At 66.3% G+C, this 20596-nt stretch carries 21 protein-coding genes and 1 pseudogene; 9 read left to right on the top strand and 13 right to left on the bottom strand.

The window, feature by feature from the left end; translation table 11 throughout:
- Positions 1-210: 210 nt before the first annotated feature.
- Positions 211-387 carry a hypothetical protein gene (locus ACLLJJ_RS21385; RefSeq protein ID WP_434593960.1) on the top strand — a complete coding sequence of 59 codons (177 nt, stop codon included), beginning with the start codon at positions 211-213 and terminating at the stop codon, positions 385-387.
- 247 nt (positions 388-634) lie between these two features.
- Here ACLLJJ_RS21385 and ACLLJJ_RS21380 read toward each other — a convergent pair whose 3' ends face one another.
- Together ACLLJJ_RS21380 and ACLLJJ_RS21375 are read right to left on the bottom strand one after the other, a co-directional pair.
- Positions 635-1117 carry a MarR family winged helix-turn-helix transcriptional regulator gene (locus ACLLJJ_RS21380; protein WP_434593957.1) on the bottom strand — a complete coding sequence of 161 codons (483 nt, stop codon included), beginning with the start codon at positions 1115-1117 and terminating at the stop codon, positions 635-637.
- 57 nt (positions 1118-1174) lie between these two features.
- Entirely contained in the window at positions 1175-2224 is a 1050-nt protein-coding gene (locus ACLLJJ_RS21375) for an ABC transporter permease (RefSeq protein ID WP_434593954.1), read from the bottom strand.
- Between the two features lie 159 nt (positions 2225-2383).
- Here ACLLJJ_RS21375 and ACLLJJ_RS21370 point away from each other — a divergent pair, with 159 nt between their 5' ends.
- From ACLLJJ_RS21370 to ACLLJJ_RS21360, 3 genes are all read left to right on the top strand, one after another.
- Positions 2384-3208 (top strand): phosphatase PAP2 family protein, encoded by an 825-nt coding sequence (locus tag ACLLJJ_RS21370; protein ID WP_434593951.1) that lies wholly within the window; start codon positions 2384-2386, stop codon positions 3206-3208.
- The gene (locus ACLLJJ_RS21365; RefSeq protein ID WP_434593948.1) at positions 3205-4188 is read left to right on the top strand and encodes a hypothetical protein; all 984 of its coding nucleotides are present in this window, start codon (positions 3205-3207) and stop codon (positions 4186-4188) included. Before ACLLJJ_RS21370 ends, ACLLJJ_RS21365 begins: the two co-directional genes overlap by 4 nt.
- A gap of 1018 nt (positions 4189-5206) precedes the next feature.
- Positions 5207-5746 carry a transposase gene (locus ACLLJJ_RS21360; protein WP_434593945.1) on the top strand — a complete coding sequence of 180 codons (540 nt, stop codon included), beginning with the start codon at positions 5207-5209 and terminating at the stop codon, positions 5744-5746.
- 41 nt (positions 5747-5787) lie between these two features.
- On the opposite strand, the gene ACLLJJ_RS21355 is transcribed toward ACLLJJ_RS21360, so the two are convergent.
- The 8 genes from ACLLJJ_RS21355 to ACLLJJ_RS21320 form a co-directional block, all read right to left on the bottom strand.
- Positions 5788-6288, bottom strand: coding sequence for a DUF4411 family protein (locus ACLLJJ_RS21355; protein ID WP_434593943.1), 501 nt, complete (start codon positions 6286-6288; stop codon positions 5788-5790).
- Entirely contained in the window at positions 6288-7304 is a 1017-nt protein-coding gene (locus tag ACLLJJ_RS21350) for an ImmA/IrrE family metallo-endopeptidase (RefSeq protein ID WP_434593940.1), read from the bottom strand. The genes ACLLJJ_RS21355 and ACLLJJ_RS21350 overlap by 1 nt, the downstream gene beginning before the upstream one ends.
- Positions 7305-8056: 752 nt before the next feature.
- Positions 8057-9232 carry a hypothetical protein gene (locus ACLLJJ_RS21345; protein ID WP_434593938.1) on the bottom strand — a complete coding sequence of 392 codons (1176 nt, stop codon included), beginning with the start codon at positions 9230-9232 and terminating at the stop codon, positions 8057-8059.
- 258 nt (positions 9233-9490) lie between these two features.
- A complete protein-coding gene (locus tag ACLLJJ_RS21340) occupies positions 9491-9982 on the bottom strand; it encodes a hypothetical protein (protein WP_434593936.1) in 492 nt (163 codons plus the stop codon).
- 14 nt (positions 9983-9996) lie between these two features.
- Positions 9997-10269, bottom strand: coding sequence for a hypothetical protein (locus tag ACLLJJ_RS21335; RefSeq protein ID WP_434593934.1), 273 nt, complete (start codon positions 10267-10269; stop codon positions 9997-9999).
- Positions 10270-10602: 333 nt separating this feature from the next.
- Entirely contained in the window at positions 10603-11439 is an 837-nt protein-coding gene (locus ACLLJJ_RS21330; protein ID WP_434593932.1) for a protein kinase, read from the bottom strand.
- Positions 11440-11514: 75 nt separating this feature from the next.
- Positions 11515-11955 carry a glycine-rich domain-containing protein gene (locus tag ACLLJJ_RS21325; protein WP_434593929.1) on the bottom strand — a complete coding sequence of 147 codons (441 nt, stop codon included), beginning with the start codon at positions 11953-11955 and terminating at the stop codon, positions 11515-11517.
- A 180-nt stretch (positions 11956-12135) separates the two neighbouring features.
- A complete protein-coding gene (locus tag ACLLJJ_RS21320) occupies positions 12136-12375 on the bottom strand; it encodes a hypothetical protein (RefSeq protein ID WP_434593927.1) in 240 nt (79 codons plus the stop codon).
- Positions 12376-12727: 352 nt separating this feature from the next.
- Between ACLLJJ_RS21320 and ACLLJJ_RS21315 the strand changes: the two genes are divergently transcribed.
- The 5 genes and pseudogenes from ACLLJJ_RS21315 to ACLLJJ_RS21295 all read left to right on the top strand — a co-directional run.
- Positions 12728-13147: a hypothetical protein gene (locus tag ACLLJJ_RS21315; RefSeq protein WP_434593925.1), complete on the top strand. Its 420-nt coding sequence runs from the start codon at positions 12728-12730 to the stop codon at positions 13145-13147.
- Positions 13107-13628 carry a DUF6879 family protein gene (locus ACLLJJ_RS21310; RefSeq protein WP_434593922.1) on the top strand — a complete coding sequence of 174 codons (522 nt, stop codon included), beginning with the start codon at positions 13107-13109 and terminating at the stop codon, positions 13626-13628. Before ACLLJJ_RS21315 ends, ACLLJJ_RS21310 begins: the two co-directional genes overlap by 41 nt.
- A 7-nt stretch (positions 13629-13635) precedes the next feature.
- A complete protein-coding gene (locus ACLLJJ_RS21305; RefSeq protein WP_434593919.1) occupies positions 13636-14490 on the top strand; it encodes a helix-turn-helix domain-containing protein in 855 nt (284 codons plus the stop codon).
- A gap of 194 nt (positions 14491-14684) precedes the next feature.
- Positions 14685-15953 carry an IS256 family transposase gene (locus ACLLJJ_RS21300; protein WP_434600248.1) on the top strand — a complete coding sequence of 423 codons (1269 nt, stop codon included), beginning with the start codon at positions 14685-14687 and terminating at the stop codon, positions 15951-15953.
- Between the two features lie 89 nt (positions 15954-16042).
- A pseudogene (locus ACLLJJ_RS21295) lies at positions 16043-16216 on the top strand (DUF397 domain-containing protein); the annotation flags it as partial.
- Positions 16217-16429: 213 nt separating this feature from the next.
- Here ACLLJJ_RS21295 and ACLLJJ_RS21290 read toward each other — a convergent pair.
- The 3 genes from ACLLJJ_RS21290 to ACLLJJ_RS21280 all read right to left on the bottom strand — a co-directional run bounded on the left by ACLLJJ_RS21290 (position 16430) and on the right by ACLLJJ_RS21280 (position 20306).
- Entirely contained in the window at positions 16430-18121 is a 1692-nt protein-coding gene (locus tag ACLLJJ_RS21290; RefSeq protein WP_434593916.1) for a relaxase/mobilization nuclease domain-containing protein, read from the bottom strand.
- Between the two features lie 4 nt (positions 18122-18125).
- Positions 18126-18404, bottom strand: a complete 279-nt coding sequence (locus tag ACLLJJ_RS21285) for a plasmid mobilization relaxosome protein MobC (protein ID WP_434600479.1) — start codon at positions 18402-18404, stop codon at positions 18126-18128.
- Between the two features lie 270 nt (positions 18405-18674).
- Positions 18675-20306, bottom strand: coding sequence for an ISL3 family transposase (locus tag ACLLJJ_RS21280; RefSeq protein WP_434593913.1), 1632 nt, complete (start codon positions 20304-20306; stop codon positions 18675-18677).
- Positions 20307-20596 lie beyond the last annotated feature (290 nt).

The raw sequence follows: 20596 nt of genomic DNA, 5'->3' as shown, positions 1-20596 counted from the left end.
GACCACCGCCTTCTTCCACGACCCGCTGTGGGGGCCGGCCTTCCCCGACCAGTCGCGTCGCGCCGTGCAGGCGGCGGCCGTGTGGCGCATGTATGTCATCTCCGCCCTGCGCTACCCCTGGACACTCACGCCGGGCGTGGAGTGTGGATCCCGCCGGGCGGCACCGCTCACCCCGGAGTCCACGACGACCACCGAGGCAAGGGGCTTGGCATGGGGCTGCTCGCGGAGAGCCTCGTTCGCATCGACGCCCATGGCGCCCCCGCCTACCTGGAATCATCCAACCCCGCGAACATCGCCCGCTACGAAAGCGCCGGCTTCACCGCCCGCGACGAGATCACCACCGCCACCGGCCACGTCGTCACCACCATGTGGCGCCCCGCCCGCTGACCCGAACGGCAGCACGAAGACCCTGACCGCTCGGGTACATCAGGGCAGCCTTGGCGCACCGAGGGGAGCTGACGCGGCGCAGACGCGGGGCGGGAATGGGGGCGACGGACCACCAGCCCGCAGAGGCCCCGCGGCAGCACAGCGCAATGGAGTGCCCGACAGCCGGGTCCGGCCGGGCCGCGAAGATCAGCTCGGCATGCTCAACCTGATCACCGGCCCGTGACCTGACATGCGCGAAACGTGCCGCTTACGGCCGCTCACGCCCGGACAGGGCATCCGGCTGGGCACCGGTAGCGAGGGAGTCCGGGTTCAGTTCCTCGACCAGGCGGTACAGCAGACGGTGCAGGTTCGTGTTGTCCGTTGGAGAGAAGTGCGAGGTCGCCTCGGCTGTGATGCGGCCGGCGACCGCGTCGGCACGGGTGACTGCGGCGTGCCCCTTCTCTGTGGCGAACAGGCACATGTTGCGGCGGCTCGTCGGATGTGGCTCCCGGCGCAGTAGTCCTCGCCCGATGAGCTGGTTCACCGCGGCTCCCATCGACTGGGCAGTGATGCCGGAACGGCGCGCGATGTCCGCCGAGGAGAGTCCCGGAGTGTGCACGGTGTGCAGCAGGGCGTTGTACTGCGCCAGCGTCAGGTCCAGCGCCCGCAGCTCCCGCTCCAGCCTTCCGGCGAGGTTCTGCGAGAGCTGCCAGGCGAGGTATCCGATGGTGGGAAACACGGTGTCCGTCACAGCTCCAGTCTAGGAACGGGTACGTCGCGGCCGGCGGGAGAGGCCCGGTCTACCGCGTCAGACGGCGGCCCTGCGGTGAGGGCGGTGCGAGTCGCGCCAGTACAGCGCCGCCGCGGTGGCCAGGGCCCATGACGCGAGGATGAGGACACCGGCGAGCACGCCGTCGTTGTCGAAGTGCGACAGACCCTGCAGGGCGCGCACACCAACTCCCACCGGAAGGATGTCCGACAGCGGCTGCAGCCAGCCGGGGAGGTAGGCGGGAGGCAGTGTGCCTCCACTGGTCGCGTTTCCGAAGGTCAACAGGACGACGGAGGCCAGCGACATGCCGGCCTTGCCGAACAGCCGCATGAAGGCCATGGTCGTGCCGCCGATAGCCGCTGCCATCAGGGCGACGAGTCCCGCGATCCCCAGGAAGGGGCCGGGCATCGCCTCGAACCCGAGGCTGCCGACGATCAGAGCCACGACGACGCCGCCGAGCACGCTGAACGCGCCCAGGCTCGCCATCCGCCAGCGGTACTGGAGACGCGGCGCCATCTGATAGGTCATCATGCCGAACAGGAAGCCCGCCAGGACGATGCCGAAACCGGCGTAGAAGACGGACATGCTCCGGCTGTCGCCGGCCGAGGCGGGGACAATGTCCTGCTGGCTGAGGCGGTCACCGCTTGCCTGGGCCACTTGGGAGAAGGCGCCGGTGACGGTGGAGGTCACGGTCGGGCCGTTGGCCCCGGCGTACAGCAGCTCGGAAGAGGCGCCGTCGCCGATCAGGTAGGCGGCGTAGACCGCGCGCTCCTGTACGGCCTGCCGGGCGGAGCCCTCGTCGGCGTAGCCCTTCACCTCGAACCCGCCGGGCAGTCCGCGCTCCAGGCCGTCGGCGACCCGTTCGACCTGCGCACCGGTACCGACGACCGCGACCGGCAGATCATGAGGCTTGGGGTCGTGGAACGCAGCCAGGAAGACGCTGACGAATATGGCGCCGATGATCAGCACGATCGCGACCGGGAGCAGGACACCCGCCAATCCGGCGGCGCCTTGCTGTCCGGGCGCGGCGTCCACCACGTGGGGAGGGGACGCGGGGTGCGGTTTGGTGCGGGCGGTGGGTTCGGACATGGATAGGGAACCTGCTCTCTTCGTAAGGTACCTTCTAATCTTACATGGAACTATAAGGTGCCTGATGATGCGTGGGGGTGAGGCGTTTCGATGAAAACCGTCACACGCGCCCCGTCCCCAGTGAGTCACCCGCACCGGCGTCAGCGAAGGGGGCGTGGGATGAATGCCCGCAGCGTGCCTGAAGAAGTGAGGCCGGACGCACCCGCGCGCCCACCGCTCGTCCGTGAGCTGCTGCTCGTGTCCGGGCTCTTCCTGGCGTACGAGTTCGGTCGGCAGCTCGCGACGGGTCACACCGCCGAGGCCCTGCGCAATGCCCATCACGTGTGGGACTGGGAGCGCTTCCTGCGGCTGCCCGACGAGAGCACGGTGCAGTCCCTGCTCCTGCACGGCGACACGCTGATACACGTGGCGAACACCTACTACGCCACCGTCCACTTCCCGGCCACCGTCGCCTTCCTGGCCTGGCTCTATCTGCACCGGCCCGCGCACTACCTCTGGGCCCGCCGGATCCTGGCCGCGCTGACCGGCGCCGCACTGGTGCTGCACCTGCTGTTCCCGCTGGCCCCGCCGCGGATGCTGGGCGCCACCGGCCTGATCGACACGGCCCGCGTGTTCGGCCCCTCGGTGTACGGGCCGCCGAAGACCGACCAGGTGTCGAACCAGTTCGCGGCGATGCCCTCGCTGCACTTCGGCTGGGCCCTGACGGTGGCAGTCGGCCTGATCATGGCGACGCGGTCGCAGTGGCGCCGGCTTTGGCTGCTGTATCCGCTCACCACGCTGACGGTCATCGTGGGCACCGCGAACCACTACTGGCTCGACGTGCTCGTGGCAGCCGCCCTACTCGGGCTCGCCCTGACCGTGCTCCGCCTGCCGCACAGGCCGCGGCGCACCCTCGCCCCGCGGCCGGTTCACCACCACCGACGGCCGGAGTCCCGGCGCCGGGCAACGGCCGAGCGGCGCGAACTTGTGGGGGCGGACCGATGAACGCCGCTCTCGTCGCCGTCCTGCTGTCCCTGGTCTCCGCCTGCGCCTACGCCGCCGCGGCAGTCGCCCAGGAACGCCTGGCCGCCCGCCACGCCCACGCGGGCGCGGGCGCGCTGCGGATGCTGGCCAACGGCGCCTGGTGGTGGTCGGTCGCACTCAACGCCTCGGCCGCGCTGCTGCACGTCGTGGCCCTCACATACGGTCCCTTCACTGTGGCCCAGCCCCTCGGCGCACTCACCCTGATCGCGGCCGTACCCCTGGGGGCACGGCTCACCGGCTGGCGGGTCAGCGCCGCCGAATGGCGGGGCACCGGGCTGACACTGCTCGGGCTGGGCACGCTGCTGCTCACCGCGTCCGGCCCGGCACCCGACGACGTGCTGAGCGCGCCCGAAGCTCTGACGGTATCCGGCGCGACGGCGGCACTGGTCGGCCTGCTGGCCAGGCCCGGCGCACGGCCGGGACTGCGACACGCCACGGCGTCCGGCATCGCCTCCGGCGTCGCCTCGGCGCTCACCCAGAGCGTCACGGTCGCCGCCACGGACCGCTCGGGCCCGCTGCTCAGCGTCCAAGTAGTCAGCGTGGCCGTGCTGGTGGCCGCATTCGCCGCGGGCGGGCTACTGCTGGCGCAGACGGCCTACCGGGGCGGGCTCGGCGCTCCGCTCGCGGTGGTGACCCTGGCCAACCCCGTGGCCGCCGCGGGGATCGGCCTGTCCCTGCTCGGCGAGCGGCTGCGCGGCGGGGCCGGGGGCGTGCTGCTCGCGCTCACCGGTGCGGCACTGGCCGCCTGGGGAGTGGTCCAGCTGAGCCGGGTGACGCCTCGGCCTCCGCAGGACGCCGCCCTTACGGTGCCGGCCGGGCCGGCGGCGACACCGGAACCGGCGACAGTGCTCGAAGCGGCGGTGGAACCGGCGGAGCCGGCTGCGGTGAGGGCGGTGCTGATGCCTCCGCAGCCGGGGCGGAGGCCTCTGACGCGGCGGTAGTCCGGCGGGGGGCGAAACGCTTCACGCAGCGTGCCGGACGAGCAGGTCACGGTGACGGTCGACGTGGGCGACGCGTTGGATCGGGAAGTGGCAAGCTGTCTTGTCGCACGCAGCGAAGCAGCCCGGGAGCGGCCCCTTCCCTCGCACCGTCAGTGCCGTCGCTTGTCGACCACCACGGGTGGCCACCAGCCTGTCGGAACAGCACAATCCCTACGCCGCCGGCCACCACTCCCAACGCATCCGAGAGCATCGGCTCAGCCAGGGGGTGGCGAGGCGATTCTGACGAGCTGTCACGCACACTTGTCCACCGCCTGTCCACCGGAGCATTTGCCTGCATGGCCAACCGAAGGGCTCAGCGCACCAAAACCGCAGGTCAAAGCCTTCTAACGGCTCGATGACAACAGGTAGCGAAACCGCGACCAACGCATTGCGATGCGTAGACCACGAGTGTCCGATTAGACCGAATTCCGAGTCAACGAAAAAAGAAACCCCAGATCAGAAGCCTGACCTGGGGTTCTCCATGGAGCCGCCTTCGGGATTCGAACCCGAGACCTACGCATTACGAGGGCCTGCAAGATCGTGACGGGTGGTGATCCGTGATCACGATCAATCCGGTTTTACCTGGTCAGAGACTTGCAAGGGTCGACAGCGTGACGTCCGATCCCAATGAGTGCTGAAACGTCCGCTCACGCATCGCTCACGAATTCGGCGCATCTGGCCAGGACCTGCCAGAGGCGGCCACCAGGTCGACGACCCGCTCACCGTGGGCGGGTGATCGTAGACCCGCTCAGCTGGGGCGAGCAGCCGATCAAGAACGAGGTCGAGCAATATCGCCTCCCGCGTCGCCACCGAACTCCAGGACCAAGGACAACCCAACCAAATCTCAACGTGCCGGAGGTCGGCCGCCGGAGCGAAGGGCTGAGGCTCATCCGTCGGGGGCCCTTGGTGACAACGAACTTCGTCCCCGCGAGCGCCGCTCCGACACGCGTCTCGCCCACTTGGCGAGGAGGTCCGGGTCGTGTTCGAGCTGATTCAGCAGATCGGCGATCTCGCAGGCCAGGCACTGAGGCCGCCGAAGGACCGCACTTGGGCGCCGCGCGGAGCACGCCCCGTGGTGCGGGCGCGCGGTCGGGAAAACGGCCGAGTCAACATCGCCGGCGTCGTCTGCTTCCGACCGTCCTCATTTCTTCTACAAGCAGCACATCTGGCACGGGCGCAAGAGCGAGCCGAAGACGTTCGCCTGGCACGAGTTGCCGCGATCTATCCTCCTTGCCCACTGGTGTGGTGCTGGGACAACCTCAACGTCCACCTCACCAAGGAGCTCGTCGCCTTCGCCAAGGCGCACGCAGAATGGTTGCGGAACTTCCATATGCCTTCGTACACAACCGAGTTGAACGCCGTCGAAGCGTGTGGTCACGCCTCAAACGCGCCATCACCAGCTTCGCCGCAACGGCCTCAAGAGACTCGTCTGCATCGTCAAACGCAAGCTGAAGAAGATCCAGTTCAGACCGTACCTGATGGCCACACCGGGACCGGGCTGATCATCGCACCCTGGTGATCACCCAGACGGACACTACGAGTTCAACCTGAGCACCACAGCTACGCAGCTGTGGGAAATTGGAAGTCAAAACGGGCTCTCGTGCTTCGCAACATGGAAAAGGTGTTGGCGTAGGTCACACCCATAGCGTCGCAGGCATCAGGAATGAGAACGCGTTTACGGGAATCCGGGCGTGGCTGCTCGTGAGTCACAAGCGTATGATCATGGGCTCTCGCGTAGGCCACGAGATAGAAGTCAGCCGTGTTGGTAAGGAATTCGGTGATCGCGGCAGCCGTATAATTACGCGAGTTCGTCCAGCGCGTCAATGGAGTGAAATGTGTGATAGTCGCGGCATCGATTGGACGGAAAAATTCTTGATGGCTCCGCGCCCAAGTGGCAAGTTCATCACCTCCCCCAATTAGCTCGTCACGGACAGGCTCAATGCTGCAGGCTATGGAGTTGGCGTAAGCATGGTCAAGCCATGCCCAGAATCCCGGTGCTATGTCGAATGCGTAGTAGCGGTTCTTAGCCTCGATGAGTACGTTGGAATCGACTAGGAACATCAGGCAGCTCCGATTTCCGCGACCAGGTTTTGGAACGTCTGATGCTTCTTCGTGCCCAGCAGGTGGTACGCATCCCGATATGGAGTCCTTCCTTCGAAGGTGTCCGCGATAACTGCGCGCGCGAACTGCCGGCTTAGCCGTATGGGCTGGGTGAAATAGTAGTTGCCACCCCCTGACTCGCCTCGCCGTGCGTTCATTGCTGCAGTGACCCGATGGAGTTCTGTCTCGTAGATTCTCTGATATCCGACCCAATCAAAGAAGCGAGCATCGTAGAGTCGTTTGAGAATTACTAGGGTGCTGACACGGTACTTTCGTGCCAACCGTTCCAGTTCAGCAGTTGTCGGATCGCCCCGGTATTCACTGCGGATGGCGACCAGGGGGACAAGGACTTCCGCGGAAACGCGGTTGCACCAAAGTTCAGCGTCGTTGTTAGTCCGTCGCGCCATAGCTGCATCAGACAGGGCACTTTCACCAAGCCAGACGTGAGCAAGCTCATGGATCATAGTGAAGATCTGGGCCGCCTTCGTGTCTGCACCGTTAACGAAGATCAACGGTGCATTCGGCTCGACAAGAGCGAATCCGCGAAACTCCTCGGGTTGCAACTTGCGGTGAGTGTCAGAACCAACGATTCCGCTAACCATCACCAGGACGCCGACGTTCTCTATGCGGTCGATCAATTTCCGCAGGGCGTCTTCCCAAGAGTCAAACGCAGTGCGCTCCGAAAGTTCGAAATGCAACATTGACCGAATTTGTGCAGCCACGCCATTAGGGGCATCAGAAATATCGGCAGAACCCACGAATTCAAGATCGGGCAATCCATGATTGACGGCGTAACTGCGGTACCAATCTTGCCTGGATTGGCAGGAATAAATGGTATCAAGGAGATCAACAGACGGACGAGTGATGGCACGATTGCCCAAGGTGCGCATGTCGGGGATGGGTACCGGTTCCTCCGGTGGTTCAGGCAGGAACAAAAGCCCAAATGGTGCGTGCGCTGCGTGAGCGAACTGCTCCAACTGCTTAAGCGTCGGCCGATTGCTGTCGGCGAGCCATTCGTCAAGACGCGGAGCACGCTGAGCGATTGTCTCCTCGGACCATCCAGCCCGCTCTACAGCCCAGCGCAAGAGGGCAGGTTCCACTCGGACACGGACGACCACACAACTCACCTCCCCCTCGACCTTAGGTTAGGCGCCTGAGTGACGCAGGCGAACCACACTGCCAGTCACGGAACAGTTACTTATGTAACTTCTTCCCTTCCCGGAAGTTGCACGAAGCATGCGGCTGAGACGGCGTGCCCAAGGGTAGATCGCGGTGGTGCAGGCGGTGGTGACCTGAGCGCCGGCTTCGGGCGGATCTACGAAGGCGTACGGGGGAAGACGACGCCTCTAAACTCGGCTCCCTTATCGTTCCCCACCATGAGCGCGAAGCCGTGGCCGTCCGCACAGGGGAGATCCCCCCACCCGTGCATAGTTACTGCTGTCCCGAGACGGCTTCCGTAGCCATCCCTGTCGTTCAACCGCCTCACCTGCCCGACAATGGCCACGCTGTAGCCCCCACGGCCCTGCCCCAGCGCCCTTTCCAACCCTGCAGGGCAAAGTTGGAATAGGTCAACTCCGCCCACGCGGGCCGATCAGTCGCTGACGGAGTGGCGCTCCGTCACCACAGAAAAACCGGGGCAGGGCATAGTTTCCCAAGAATCGGACCGAGAGACGAGGTGGCACGCCGACTGACCATGCGCTGGCATCACCACACTTGGAATGCGGTTCACCTAAGGCACTAGATTTCCATTACTGGATACCGCAGGCTGCTGCGGCGCCATGGGAGGATTCGCTTGCGGGGATTCGGAAAGTGAAGTTTCGACTGCTTCAAGTAGGCCCTTTGGTGATGCTCCGAGCCTGCGGCTTCCCCACAGAACTGCGGGCCCCAGCAAGAATACTAGCGCTGCGGGCGCTCCTACAGCCAGCGGCATACCAACAGCAATTACAGACCCGAGTACGATGGCTGCTACAAGCGAACCGCTCATCACGATCCAGGTGTCTCGACGGTCACGCCGAATGTCATCTTGAGTGTCCAGCCCGGCTACCGTTTCTGCGGAATCGTCAATGTCCAAAAGATTTAGCCAGCGTTCGGCTATCAGGCGATCCAGTAGCGTCGACAGCGTCACTACCAAACCGAGGCTCTGAGCGACACCTCCTCGAAGAACTTCCCCTGAGCTGCGCTTCAGTTCTTTCTGGACCGCCGAAATATGTGCGAGGACAGTGGGGAGTCGCGCATCGGTTGAGAGAGATACATTAGCCACAGGAAAACGTGCAATATTGTGGCTAATCTCCCCAACTCGCTTCTCCACTGCAAGAATACTGCCATGGCCGCGAATGAGAGCTTCGCAGGCCGTTAGTGCCGCGAAGCACGATCTAATTGCCTTTAAGTCGCTGGCGCGATCGCTCAGTATCTTCTCCCACCTCCTGTAGTTAATAGCCGCAACGGCAAGCATGATGTTTGCGGAGAATCCTGCGGCTAGATACGGGGTAGTCTCTGGAGTAACCTTATAAGATTTGGCTAGCTCAGGGTCGAGTCCCCGAAATCCCAAAAATAGTACAACCACCCCAGAAGTAAAAGCGGTGAACATTAGTATAATGTTACGCAGAAACCAGCGTTCAGCTAATTCGGACGCACTGTAGGCCGATTCTAGTTGCGAAATTCTGCTTTCGGTGACGCGGCCGCAATATCGCGACAAGGCCGCCACCTTCCTGGCCTCTCGCTTTGGCCGGGTTGCGTTCAACCTGATACTGAAAGGCAGGAAAGGGATAATTTTGGGGGAGCGCCACGATTCGGCAAGGACGGCGTGACGGCAGAGGATTTTAATAACCATATAGAGCATGGCGGGTGTAAAGATGCACCAGAGGAGCAGTGCGCTGACAGCTTCTTCCCAGTCTTCGGCTTTCATCGAACCTCTCGCCCTGACGCACTTTTGGGATCGTGGGGCAGGTCTACCAGGTTGTTGCAGTAGAAATACCTAGAAAGGCAAAATCTCCTAAGAGCTCGTAACAGGATCTTGGTGAGATGTCCTGGTCAGCCGTGACCGGCGTAGAAGCCTCAGGGTGCATGACGTCAAGGATCCCGGAGAGGCCATGCGGGCTCCCACTTGCGGCGAGGTGACGGAGAGCACGGCGTCGGCCCGGGACTCAACGTCACTTGCCGCAGTTCACCCTTTGGCATTCGCGGTGAGCTCGGGGGCGGGGATCGAGCGACCGAGCAGGTGGGTGGCACGGTCTCGTAGCGCGCCGGCGAGTGGGAGGTGGTCGCCGTTGGCGGTGGCGTGCAGCGTCTGTGTGACCACGGCGAGTTCCGCGAAGCGTCCTTCTGGGGTGACGAGGATGGGGAAGGCGTCGCGGATGCGGGCGGCGACGGTCGGCACGAGCAGGCTGTAGGTGTGCAGGACGGCCGCGTCGTACCCGGTCGGTGCCCGGCCCCAGCCCTCCCAGTCGCCGATCTGGAGTCCGGGCCCGTAAAGGTTGGCCCAGTGGAGGTCGCCGTGGGCCGTGGTCCACGACGGCGCCGTGGCGGTACTCGGTGGACCGATAAAGCGCGGCATCGCCGAGTCGAGATAGCGCTGCTGGGTCGTGAACCGCCGCGTGCGGACGCGTTCGAGGTCTTCGACGGCCGCGCGGAGTTCGGCCCACCAACTTCCCGGCAAGCCAGGATCAGCGGTCAGTACCGGCCCATGTGCCACCTGGTCGCCGTCGGCCTCTTCGTACAGCTCTGCCCGGTACGCTCAACGGCTGTCGGTGAAATCGTGGTGAGCTTGCAGCCGGGGCGCGGGATGGTCGTCGAGACGGCGTCGGCGGCGGCGAGGGCGCCGTTCCAGAAGGTTGATGCGATGTCGCCGTGCGCCGCACACGCCAGCCGCAGCCAGGCAGGGCCCTGCGGCATGGCGACGGCCTGGCCGAGGGTTCGGCCGCGCCAGCCCCACGCCTCCGGCACGGCAGTGTCCGGGACGGCGGCGAAGTGGGTGCGGGGCGCGGTGGTGGGCGGTGCGCATGCGGTCGTAGGCGTCGTTCATCGGAGACCGTCCGCTACAGCGTCGCTGGAATTCATGACGGTGTCGCGGGCAGCGCGGGTGATCAGTGCCCTGGGTTCGGCCGGGAAGGCCGAGCCGGTTCCAGTGGAAGATCACGTGGTGGGCGAGGACGTCACGGATGCCGCGTTCCAGGGTGCCCATGTGAGCGGCTGCGGCGAGTTGTTGCCCGGCGTGGGTGAACGCGGCGGAACTAATCGAGCCCCGGCCTGAGGCGCGAGTTCTTTCGTCGTTGTCGATCAGCTCAGGGCTAGAACTACTTCGTCGATTCTCGGCCGGCCATCGGCATCGTAGGAAAGCATGTGCTCAATCAACGCTCCGAGCCGGCTTGCCATGTTCACGGGCCGGTGTGCGCCGTTCACGATGGCGCACCTCTGCTCCGTGCGCGAGGCGTCGTCGGGATATTCGACTGCGCGCCATCCTGTCGCGGAGATGAAGAGCGAAGCCCCCAGCGCGTAGACGTCGGCCGCCGGGGTGGGTTCCGCGACTCCGCGTTCGAGGATGCTGCGGGAGATCTCTGGTGCTTCGTAGTGGACGAGGCATCCGCGGTACGGGAAGTCGTAGCCGGGGGGCAGGGGTTGCCCGTGTGCCAGTGCCAGGTCGATTAGGTGCGTGTCGTCCGGGCCGATGACGAAGTGGGCGGGCTGGACGTCCCCGTGGGCCCATCCTTGCGCGTGAAGTCGGGCCAGGGACTGGGCACAGGACAGGGCGACGCTCGCGTACGGCTCGATCGTGGAGTCCTTGGCCCGGCATGGTTCCCAGAGCGCGTAGAGGTCGGGGCCTTCGTGCCAGGGCTGGATGTTCCAGGTGCCCAGCTCCCATTCGCCGTAGGCGATTCCGTCCACGTCCAGCCGCTGGAACACGGCGCCCTCGCGGCCGGGTGCAAGGGCGGTCCACGGCTGGGCCGGCCACTCGGAGGTCTGCGCGATGGGGTATCCGAGCTTGACCGCGTATCTGCCGGTCCCGGTCTCGACGTCCCACACCGCGGAGCCTCGCCGGTTCAGGATCCGCCGTTGAGAGGTGGGGCTGAGGGCCTCCAGGATCACGGCGGGGAGTTCCGAGGTGGGGTCCGGCACGGGATGTGGTCCTTCGATGAGGGTGCGGCCGACCCCTCTTTGTCGGGCGCCGGCCGCACGGTTTCCAGCTGAGAATTACGCCTGACCGTACGGTCGGCCGCAGTCCGAGTCGCACTGGGCGGCGTTCTCGCCGTTCACGGTCCAGCGCTCGTCGAGGACGAGGTACCCGGCTGCCTTCATTGCGTGGGCGGATGCGGTGACGTCCTCGACCTTTCGCGGGACGCCGGGGCGCGCGTTGTGGTGCAGGAAGCGGCCCGCGTGCTCGGTGCAGAAAGCGTGGTGGTCAGGCGTGTGGAGGATGAAGGCGTGCAGGCCCTCATCCACGTCGTCGCTGGGCACCATGGGGACGGTCGCGACGGCGGCCGTGGCGATGAACGCGACCGCCTGGTCCGTCACCTGCTCGGCGAAGCTCCGCTCGCGCCCCTTCTCGTGCATGACCATGCGCACGATGCTCTCGAAGAGATCGTCGGCGACCAGGGAGCGGCCCGTACGGAGTTCGTTCACGGTTACTGACATGTGCGTGCCTCCAGGACTGGGGGGTTGTGGGCCCCGCCTGAGCGCCACGGGGGACACCGCTCAGGCGGAGCCGGTCTCAGTGCCGCAGGGCGGAGGCGCCGGCCAGGTACAGGCCGACAGAAGCGGCGATCATGAAGAGGAAGGCGTGGTCCGCAATCCGGTCGAGTGGGATGCGCCGCTTCACGGCTGCATCCATGCCTTCCACGGTCTGGTGATGACCTCGGAGAACGTGAGGTGCATCGGGTTGCGGCCGGCGTGCCCCAGGGCCCAGGTCTGGGGAGCCTCCCACTCGCCGCTGTCGTCGGACTTCTCGCCGCACACCACGCATCTCATGGCGTGGGTCACGGGTTGTGAGTCAGGCTCTCGGTCCGGCTGCAGGGTCCATGTCTTGCGCTCGATGATCGTGTGAGGGCCGCTCATCCAATGCCACCAGCCTTACGTCGCCGCATCTGGGGCATCGACAGGGAGGCCAACTGCTGGTGGTTTCAGGAGTCTCGGCCGGCGCGACTTCTCGTTCGCGCCTCACCACATGGTGGTGTCCTCGGCCATCCACTCGGTACACCGCGAGCGTCATCATGTCCGCTCCCCGATCCATGCCCGGTTCGTTGCCTGCCATCGCTTGCTGCGATCTGCAACGAACGTAGCTGCGCCGGAACTCAACTCCCAAGGAACTTGCATCAGTTTGCAGCACCTTCATTGACGGGCTCAAATGGCAGGCTGACTATCGAGTTGTCGCGCAAGGTGGCGCAAGGCACCAGACGGGAGAACGACCATGAAGCTACGGTTCCTTGGTAAGAACTCCAACGTGGGGGACTGCCCCACGCTCTACTCAACCGACCGAGACACCTACCTCGTCCAGGGCTGGCAGGTCTACGCGAACGACCTGCTGGCGCAACTCACCATCCCCGAGGGGCAGACGGCCGTAGAGGTCCCCACAGAGCTCTTCGAGCACCTGGAGAAGGACGATCTCCCCGCCGGGGAGATCAGGCGTATCGCGGATCCGATCATGATCCTCACCCCGAGCGGTACGTTCGTCGTCCAGGGTGCGGTGGTGACCGACTCCGAAGCCCTGGCGCACATGGACATCCCGGACTACGAGACCGTGGTCGAGGTCCCCAAGGCCGCGATCAGGGCCCTACTGGAGGAACCGCGTGGAGCTGATCTCCGGCGCCGAGCGCAACCAGCTCTTTGAGAGCTTCGCGCAGGACGCCTTCCACTTGGAGATGAGGGACGACTACTCCGTGCCCGACGAGGACGGCCCGTTCGCGGACTGGCTTCGCGGAGTGGTCGACCACGCCTACATGGCGCCGTGGACGAACATGATCAGGCGGGTTACGAGTGAGGGGAAGTCGGTTAGGCGCGTGCGCGTCGTGAGCGAGCCGCACACGCGGTACATCCAGTGGGAGTACGCCACCACAGCGGTCAACGTAGAGGCCGGCGAGGACATCCGATGGCTTCCTCGGCACCAGGTCCCCGGGCACCTGGTGTTCCCCGTAGGTGGTAACGACTGGTGGCTGTTCGACGACAAGACGCTGGCCGTGGGGCACTTCGACGAGACGGGACGGGTGCTGGGCTCGGAGCTGGTCGAGGACCCCGGCATCGTGGCGGAGTGCGTTCGCGTACGAGACCTCCTATGGGCCGCTGCCACACCACACCGCGAGTACAAGCCCTGATCCGTCCGTGAGCAATCAAGCACAGGAGACGCGCGAGGCACTGGGCGCTCGGCTGCGTAACTTCCGGCGAGACGCCGGATACGCCAGCGGCCGGGCATTCGCCGGTGTACTCGGCTGGCACGAGTCGAAGGTCTCGCGCATCGAGCACGGCAAGCAGAACGCCAGCGAGGACGACGTTAGGGCCTGGTGCGGTGCGACCAGGCAGGCGGAACAGATCGACGACCTCATTGCCACCCTGCGCCATATCGATGAGCTGTGGTTGGAGTGGCGCCGACAGCTCCAGACCGGAGCCGCCTCCCGGCAGAAGAAGGCGCTGCCGATCTACGCGCGGACCAAGGTGTTCCGGATCTGGCACCCCAACGCCATCTGGGGCACGTTCCAGACCGCTGACTACGCCGGCGAGATCTTCCGCCAGGCCGTTCGGTTCTACGAGTTCCCCAACGACACCGAAGCCGCAGTCGCCAAGCGCCTGGAGCGACAGAGGTACCTGTACGAAGGAACCCGGATCTACAACGTCCTTTTAGGAGAGCAAGCGCTGTACTCCAACGTCGGCGGCCCGGCGGTGATGAGATCGCAGCTCGACCGGCTGATCGCGCTCATGGGGCTCGCGCGCGTCAGCGTGGGCATCGTCCCGAAGGCAGCGCCTACGGACATCTGGCTCGGCCACTCCTTCTCCATGTTCGACGACCGGCTCGTACTCGTCGAGACATTCTCCGCGGAGATGTCCGTCTCCCAGCCCAGGGAAGTCGAGCTGTACGCCAGGGCCTTCGCACTCCTGCAGCAATCCGCGGTCTACGGAGCCACCGCCCGGGAGATCATCTCCGCCGCGATCAGCCACTTCGACCGCATGCCCGCCGACTAGGAGGCCGCCGCCATGAAAGCCGAACCGAACTGGCACACCAGCTCGTACACAAGCGGGAGTGTCATGAATCAGGTGTGGGTCTCCCCGAAGGAGTGAGCCTGATGAGTACGACGACTGATCACCTGATCGAGGGCGTCGACGGCGTGTCACTTGCCGAGGTCGGCGATGGCGCTCAGGGTGCCGACGTGAAGTCGATGCCGGTATCGCACAACGGTCTGTCCAGCGAGCTGCTGGAGGAGCTGGCCGCGCTCGCGGCCGAGAAGGTCCGCGGCGGGGGACTGCGGCTGATGGGCGAGGGCGGCCTGTTGCCGGAGCTGGCCCAGCACCTGATGCAGTCCGCTCTGGAAGCCGAGATGGACGAGCATCTGGCCGTGGAGGCCGGCCGGGTCGGTGGACGCGGGTCGCGCTCGGGTGGCAACACCCGTAACGGGTACCGGGCCAAGAAGGTGATGACGGAGGTCGGTGCTGTCACGGTGCAGGTCCCCAGAGACCGGCTGGGTACCTTCCAGCCCCGGATGCTGCCCAAGTACGCCCGCCGCACCGGCGCGTTGGACGACCTGGTGCTCTCGCTGACCGCGAAGGGACTGACCTCCGGTGAAATCGTCTCCCATCTCGCCCAGACGTACGGGATGACGACGACAAAGGAGACCATCTCCACGATCACCGACAAGGCCCTGGAATCGATGGCAGAGTGGCGCACGAGGCCGCTGGACTCGGTCTACCCGGTCATCTTCATCGACGCCGTGCACGTGAAGATCCGGGACGGCTCTGTCGCCAACCGGCCCATCTACGTGGCCGTCGCGGTCACCGCCGACGGCTATCGCGAGATCCTCGGGCTGTGGGCCGGGGACGGCGGCGAGGGCGCCAAATACTGGCAGACGGTGCTGACCGAGATCAAGAACAGAGGCGTCCGTGACGTGCTGATGCTGGTCTGCGACGGGCTCAGCGCCCTGCCTGACGCAGTGAACGCAGTCTGGCCCCAGACCGTGGTCCAGACCTGCGTGGTGCACCTCCTGCGTGCCAGCCTGCGTTATGCCTCGCGCCGCGACTGGGCCGAAGTCGCCCGCGACCTCAAGCCCGTCTACACCGCCGTCAACGAGGACGAGGCCCGGACACGGCTGACGGACTTCGACGACAAGTGGGGCAAGCGCTACCCCTCGATCGCCGGGACCTGGGAGCGGGCCTGGAGCGAGTTCGTGCCCTTCCTCGGCCTTCCCGACGCCATCCGGCAGGTCGTCTACACCACCAACGCGATCGAGTCCCTCAACGCCCGCTACCGGCGCGCGGCCCAGGCCTGCGGACACTTCCCCAACGAGACCGCCGCCCTCAAGCGCCTCTACCTCGCCACCCTCGCCCTGGACCCCACCGGCCGCGGCCGCCAGCGCTGGAACAACCGCTGGAAGTCGGCGTTGAACGAGTTCGACGTCCTCTTCGACGGCCGCCTCACCGCCGGACGGGTGTAGACCGAACAGCCCACCGAAAAACCTGTAGGCCAAACAGACGAACCACACCTGAATCCTGATAGACCCACACAAGCACCGAGACCTGCGTTGAAGTGGCCGACAACTGCCCGGAGTCGATCATGATTCGAGATTCGAAGAATCGTGACGGCGGCCACGTGAGTGTCGGGCCGACTGCCTGGGCCGCGTTCGTGGGGTTCTGCTTGCAGGCTCACCACTCATGCTGCGAGTCCCCCGCTGGCGTTAGCGCAGAGACGCATCGCTGAGGGCCCCTGTAGCACCGGCCAGAGGCGCCAAGATCGCTTGCGACGACGACCAGATGCCACCCGTCGCTGAGAGCTGGGCAGTGCCAGAGGTCGGCTGCACCACCTGCCGATCAAGGTGTAGACGGCGCAACCGCTGTTCAACCGTTGAAGTGAGCGGCCGTTCAACGGTTGAACCGAGCGGCCTTCAACCGATGAACAAGTCCGGTTTTGCGGTCAGCGCGATCGGCGCGGACGAGGTAGCGGCGGGGCGGCTGCTGCCCGGTGGGTCAGGGGGGCCGGGCGTTGGGCGGTGCTGCGGGCCTTGGCTGCCTCGGCGCGAGGGCTGGGGGTGTGGCGCTGGCTGAGCCGGCGGATGCGCCAGGTCAGGGCTCGGGCGGGGTTGTGGGCGTCGTCCAGCGTGCGCTGGCCCATCACTTGGTCGAGGACAGTGGCCGCGTTGTGTCCTGCTGTCTCTGCTTCGGCGAGGACGGTGGCGAGTGCGTCCCAGGCGGGGTCGTTGAGGATCCGCTCGGCGTATTCCGGTGCGGCCTGACGGAGATGGTGGGCCAGGCGGTTCTGCGTCTGCTGGGCCGGGGCGCGTCGCGCGAGGCCGGCGAGGACCGGCTCGGCGATCTGCCCGTAGGCGGCATGCAGGTGGAGGAGAGCCTGCTGGGCTGCCGCTTCCTGTTGGGCGTGCCGGCGGGTGCGGTGCCAGTGGGCCGCGAAGGCCACCGCGGTGAGCGCGGCGTCCAGGAGCATCGCGAATCCGGCACCGTCCTTGTCCTGGGGGCGGTCGCGCAGAATCGCCTGGACGCTGCGGCGCAGGACGCGGGTGCTGTCGAGGTCGGCGGTGATGCGGGATCGGGTGGCGCGCTCGAAAGCAGAGGTGGCCTCTTGCAGGTCGGCCCTGGCTGCGTGGGGTGCGGTGAGGGGCAGCAGGTCCAGGGTCTCGCCGAGCACGACCAGATGTCCCTGGGCGGCGTGGTCGTCGGGGGCGGTGAGGTGGCGGGGGATGCGTTCGGTGGCGGCGGTGGCTTGGTGCCACGGGTTGCCCGGCCGAGCGGCGGGCGGTCCAGGGTTGGTGGTGGTGAGGCGTTCACGGATCTCGGGTAGCGAGAGATCGGGGGCGAGGGTGGATCCGGCGGACCAGACGGGCTCGCCGTTCTCGTTGACGTTGCCGGGTAGGGCGAAGTTGCAGCCGAGTGCATCGCCGGAGGGCGCGAGCTTGAGGCGCACGGTGACGCCGGTTGCTTCCAACAGGACGAAGAACTCCGCCTCGCTGTCCGCGGCAGCGACTGCCCGGCGTACACGGGTGCGCAGCACTTCGCGGGCGGTGCTGTCCTGGCCCAGGCGTTTGGCCTTGAAGTGTTCCTTGCTGGTCGGGCGCTTGGCGGCGGTGCCGTCGCCCGCTTTCAACCGGCGTAGCTCGTAGTCGGCTTCGATCTGGCGGGCTTCCTTCTGGACGGCCCGTTTGTCGTGGTTGCGCTGGGGGCGGCGGCCATCCTGGCGTACCAGGGTGGCGGCGATGTGGATGTGGTCGTCCGCGTGGCGCACGGCCACCCACCGGCACGCTTCCTCGTCGCCGTCGGGCGCGATGCCGGCGGCGGCCACGACCCTGCGGGCGATGTCCGCCCACTGGGCGTCGGTGAGGATCGGGTCTTCGGGTGCGGCGCGGACGGGGCAGTGCCAGAAGGTGGTTTCCGGCGCGCGGTCTCCCAGCATCCGCACCGGCTGGTCGAGCTGCGCAGCGAGCTGCTTCTCCACATCCTTGGGATCGCGGTGCGGACTGCGGCCGGGGTCGGGGGCGAAGTCGTTCCAGGAGCCCACCAGGTGCGGATCAACGTGCTCGTTCGCCTGTCCCTTGCCGAAGAGGTAGCGGACCAGGCCACGCGTGCTGCCCTGGCCGAGGATGACCTTGGGTATCACCGGGTCACCGCCCCTCCATCACCCGGGCGACGGCAGTATCCAGGGCTGCCACGGATGCCTCGACGCGCTGGAGGATCCGCAGGACGGTGTCGGCTGCGGGCATGTCGCCGTCCTTGTTCAGGTGTCCGGTGAGCTGGTTGAGGTTGTTGCCGACGCTGCCGAGCCGCCCGTTCGCAGCCAGCAGCGCTTTCACGGTGGCCCGGTAGTCGGCCACAGCCGCGGTGGGGTCTTCGGCGCGTGCGGCGGCCAGCGAGCTCTCGGCGACGTAGCCGCCGGGCGCCATCTGGCTCACGGCGGCAGCCCGCTGGACGAGGGCGAACTCGGAGTCGTTATAGCGGGGATGAACGCGGCGCTCGCGCAGCTGGCGATCACGCAGTCGACGACGCGGCGCAGGCTTCTGCGGCAGGTTCGACGAGGAATCGCTTGTCCTTCCCCCGGCTGGCACCCCCGGGCCGACCGAACCCGGTGCCGCCTCGGCGCCGGGTGCCTCCGCCTCACCTGGGGTGTCGGCGACGGGTGAATCGTGGCTCTTCCAAGATTTCCGTGAAGCCGGTCAGTGAGTTGCCTGAGTTGTGACTCTGTGTTGCCGTCGGTCGGCGGCCACGAGCAGGACGCGCTTGCGGAGTAGTGGGAGGCCGGCTCTGCCGCCCATCTGGCGCTTGAGGAACTTGATGTCCGTGACTCTGCCCTCGACGCAGCCCGAACTCCATTCCGTGCTCAGGCCGAGGACGACGGCGTCGAAGTCGGTGAGCAGGCCGTCGGCGAAGCCGCGGAGGCCGATGGCGGTATCCGCTCGTGCTGCGGTGATCCATTCGGGCAGGCGGCTCGCGCTGCGGACGGCCATCATCGCGGCGAAGGAGCGGACGTGTCCGGTGGCGGCTTCGAGTTCGGGGCAGCGGGCCAGGATGGCCTTGAGTTTCTGCTGGTCGTCGTCGCCCATCCGGTCGGGGTTTCGGGTGATCCAGCCGGTGACCTTGCGAATGCCCGGAGGCCGGGTCGGGGGCGGGGCACCGTCGGGCAGGCGGCGGAAGCGGCGGAGGTAGTCGCGGACGACGGAGTAGGAGCCGGTGAAGCCCTGCTCACGGAGTTCGGTGTGGAGTTTCACGGCGCTGGTGTGGCCCTCGTTCCAACGCCGGTGGAGGTAGGGCTTGTAGGGGTCCAGGGTGCTGGGGAGGTTCTGCCAGCGGCCGGTGGCCAGTTCCTCCCAGGTGTCGGCGCGGGCATAGCGGCGGACGGTGTTGCGGGACAGCTCCAGGCGGCGGGCGACGGCCCGGATGTTGAGGCCCTGGCCGAGGAGATCGTGCACGGCGGTGTGGTGCTGCTGGACCCGCTCGGCCAGCCGGCCCGCGTGGGAGAGCGGCGGGTGCAGGACTTCAGGGGGCGACTCCGGAGCGGGGGCCGGTTCGCGAAGGCAGGAACTGTGCTTGCTCACCAGCACCTTCACGGCCTCTGCGAGGTTGTGCCAGAGGTGCCACAAATCGGCGACTTGGACGGCGTCGGGGGCTCCGGCACGAGCGCCGTCCGCGAAGGCACCGCCGCGGTCGCGGCAGATGATCTCCACTCCGGGGTGGTCGGTAAGCCAGGCGGCGAACGTCGTCGACTCCCGGTCGGCCAGCAGGTCGATGGGGGCGTGGGTCTCGCAGTCGACCAGCACGGTGCCGTACTTGTGGCCTTTACGGGTGGCGAATTCATCGACCCCGAGGACCCGGGGTGTCGGTGCGTACGGATCGGCCAGGGCCATGGCCAGGCTCAGCAGAGTGGTGTCGCTGACCGGAGTCGGCAGCCGGGCCGCCATGCGCTCACCTGCGCGGCCGGCCAAGGCCACCGCGATCACGCCCAACAGGCCCGTGAGATGTGGAGTCCGCCGACCGTAACGCACGGTCAGCCCATCAACCTGCTCAGCGAACGTCACTCTCGCGCAGCCAGGGTTGTCGCAGAACAGGCGCCGGATGGTCAACGTGATGGACACCCGTCGGCCACCGACTGCGTCGTCGGCGAGTCGGCGCTCGTAGCCGCTGTGCCGACGTCTCGACAGAACCGCGCAGTCCGGGCACGACGCCGAGATCGTCGATGCCGCACTCGCCACGATCCGTAACAGACCGCCCTCTGCCACCACTTGCTCCACCAGCACCCCGCCAAGGTGCGGAAACACAGTCTTCAGCAACTCCTCACACTGATCGAGCATCCCACTATCTGTGACGGAGCGTCACTGGCGTACGGAAGCATGACCGGCGTCACGGAAATCTTGGAAGAGCCAGGATTCAGCCGCCGCCGACATGGGGCGGAGGCCGGGTAAGGACTCCTTACCCGACAACTTGCTGCGCGTGAGACGGGTGTGGTGGTCATCGGCTTCTGAGGGATGAGGAGTTCGTCGTGCGGGTCGTACATGGTCGGTTCTCCGTAGGGTGCTGGGGTCGGGTGCTTCGCTGTCTGCGCCCCCTGTCCCCCGCCTGCTGCACGGCGACACGGGGCCTA

Origin of the sequence: Streptomyces sp. A5-4 (assembly GCF_051131715.1) — a bacterium.
Classification (GTDB): domain Bacteria; phylum Actinomycetota; class Actinomycetes; order Streptomycetales; family Streptomycetaceae; genus Streptomyces.
Note: the sequence above shows the minus strand (reverse complement) of the source record. Positions and strands in the feature narration are given on the sequence as shown.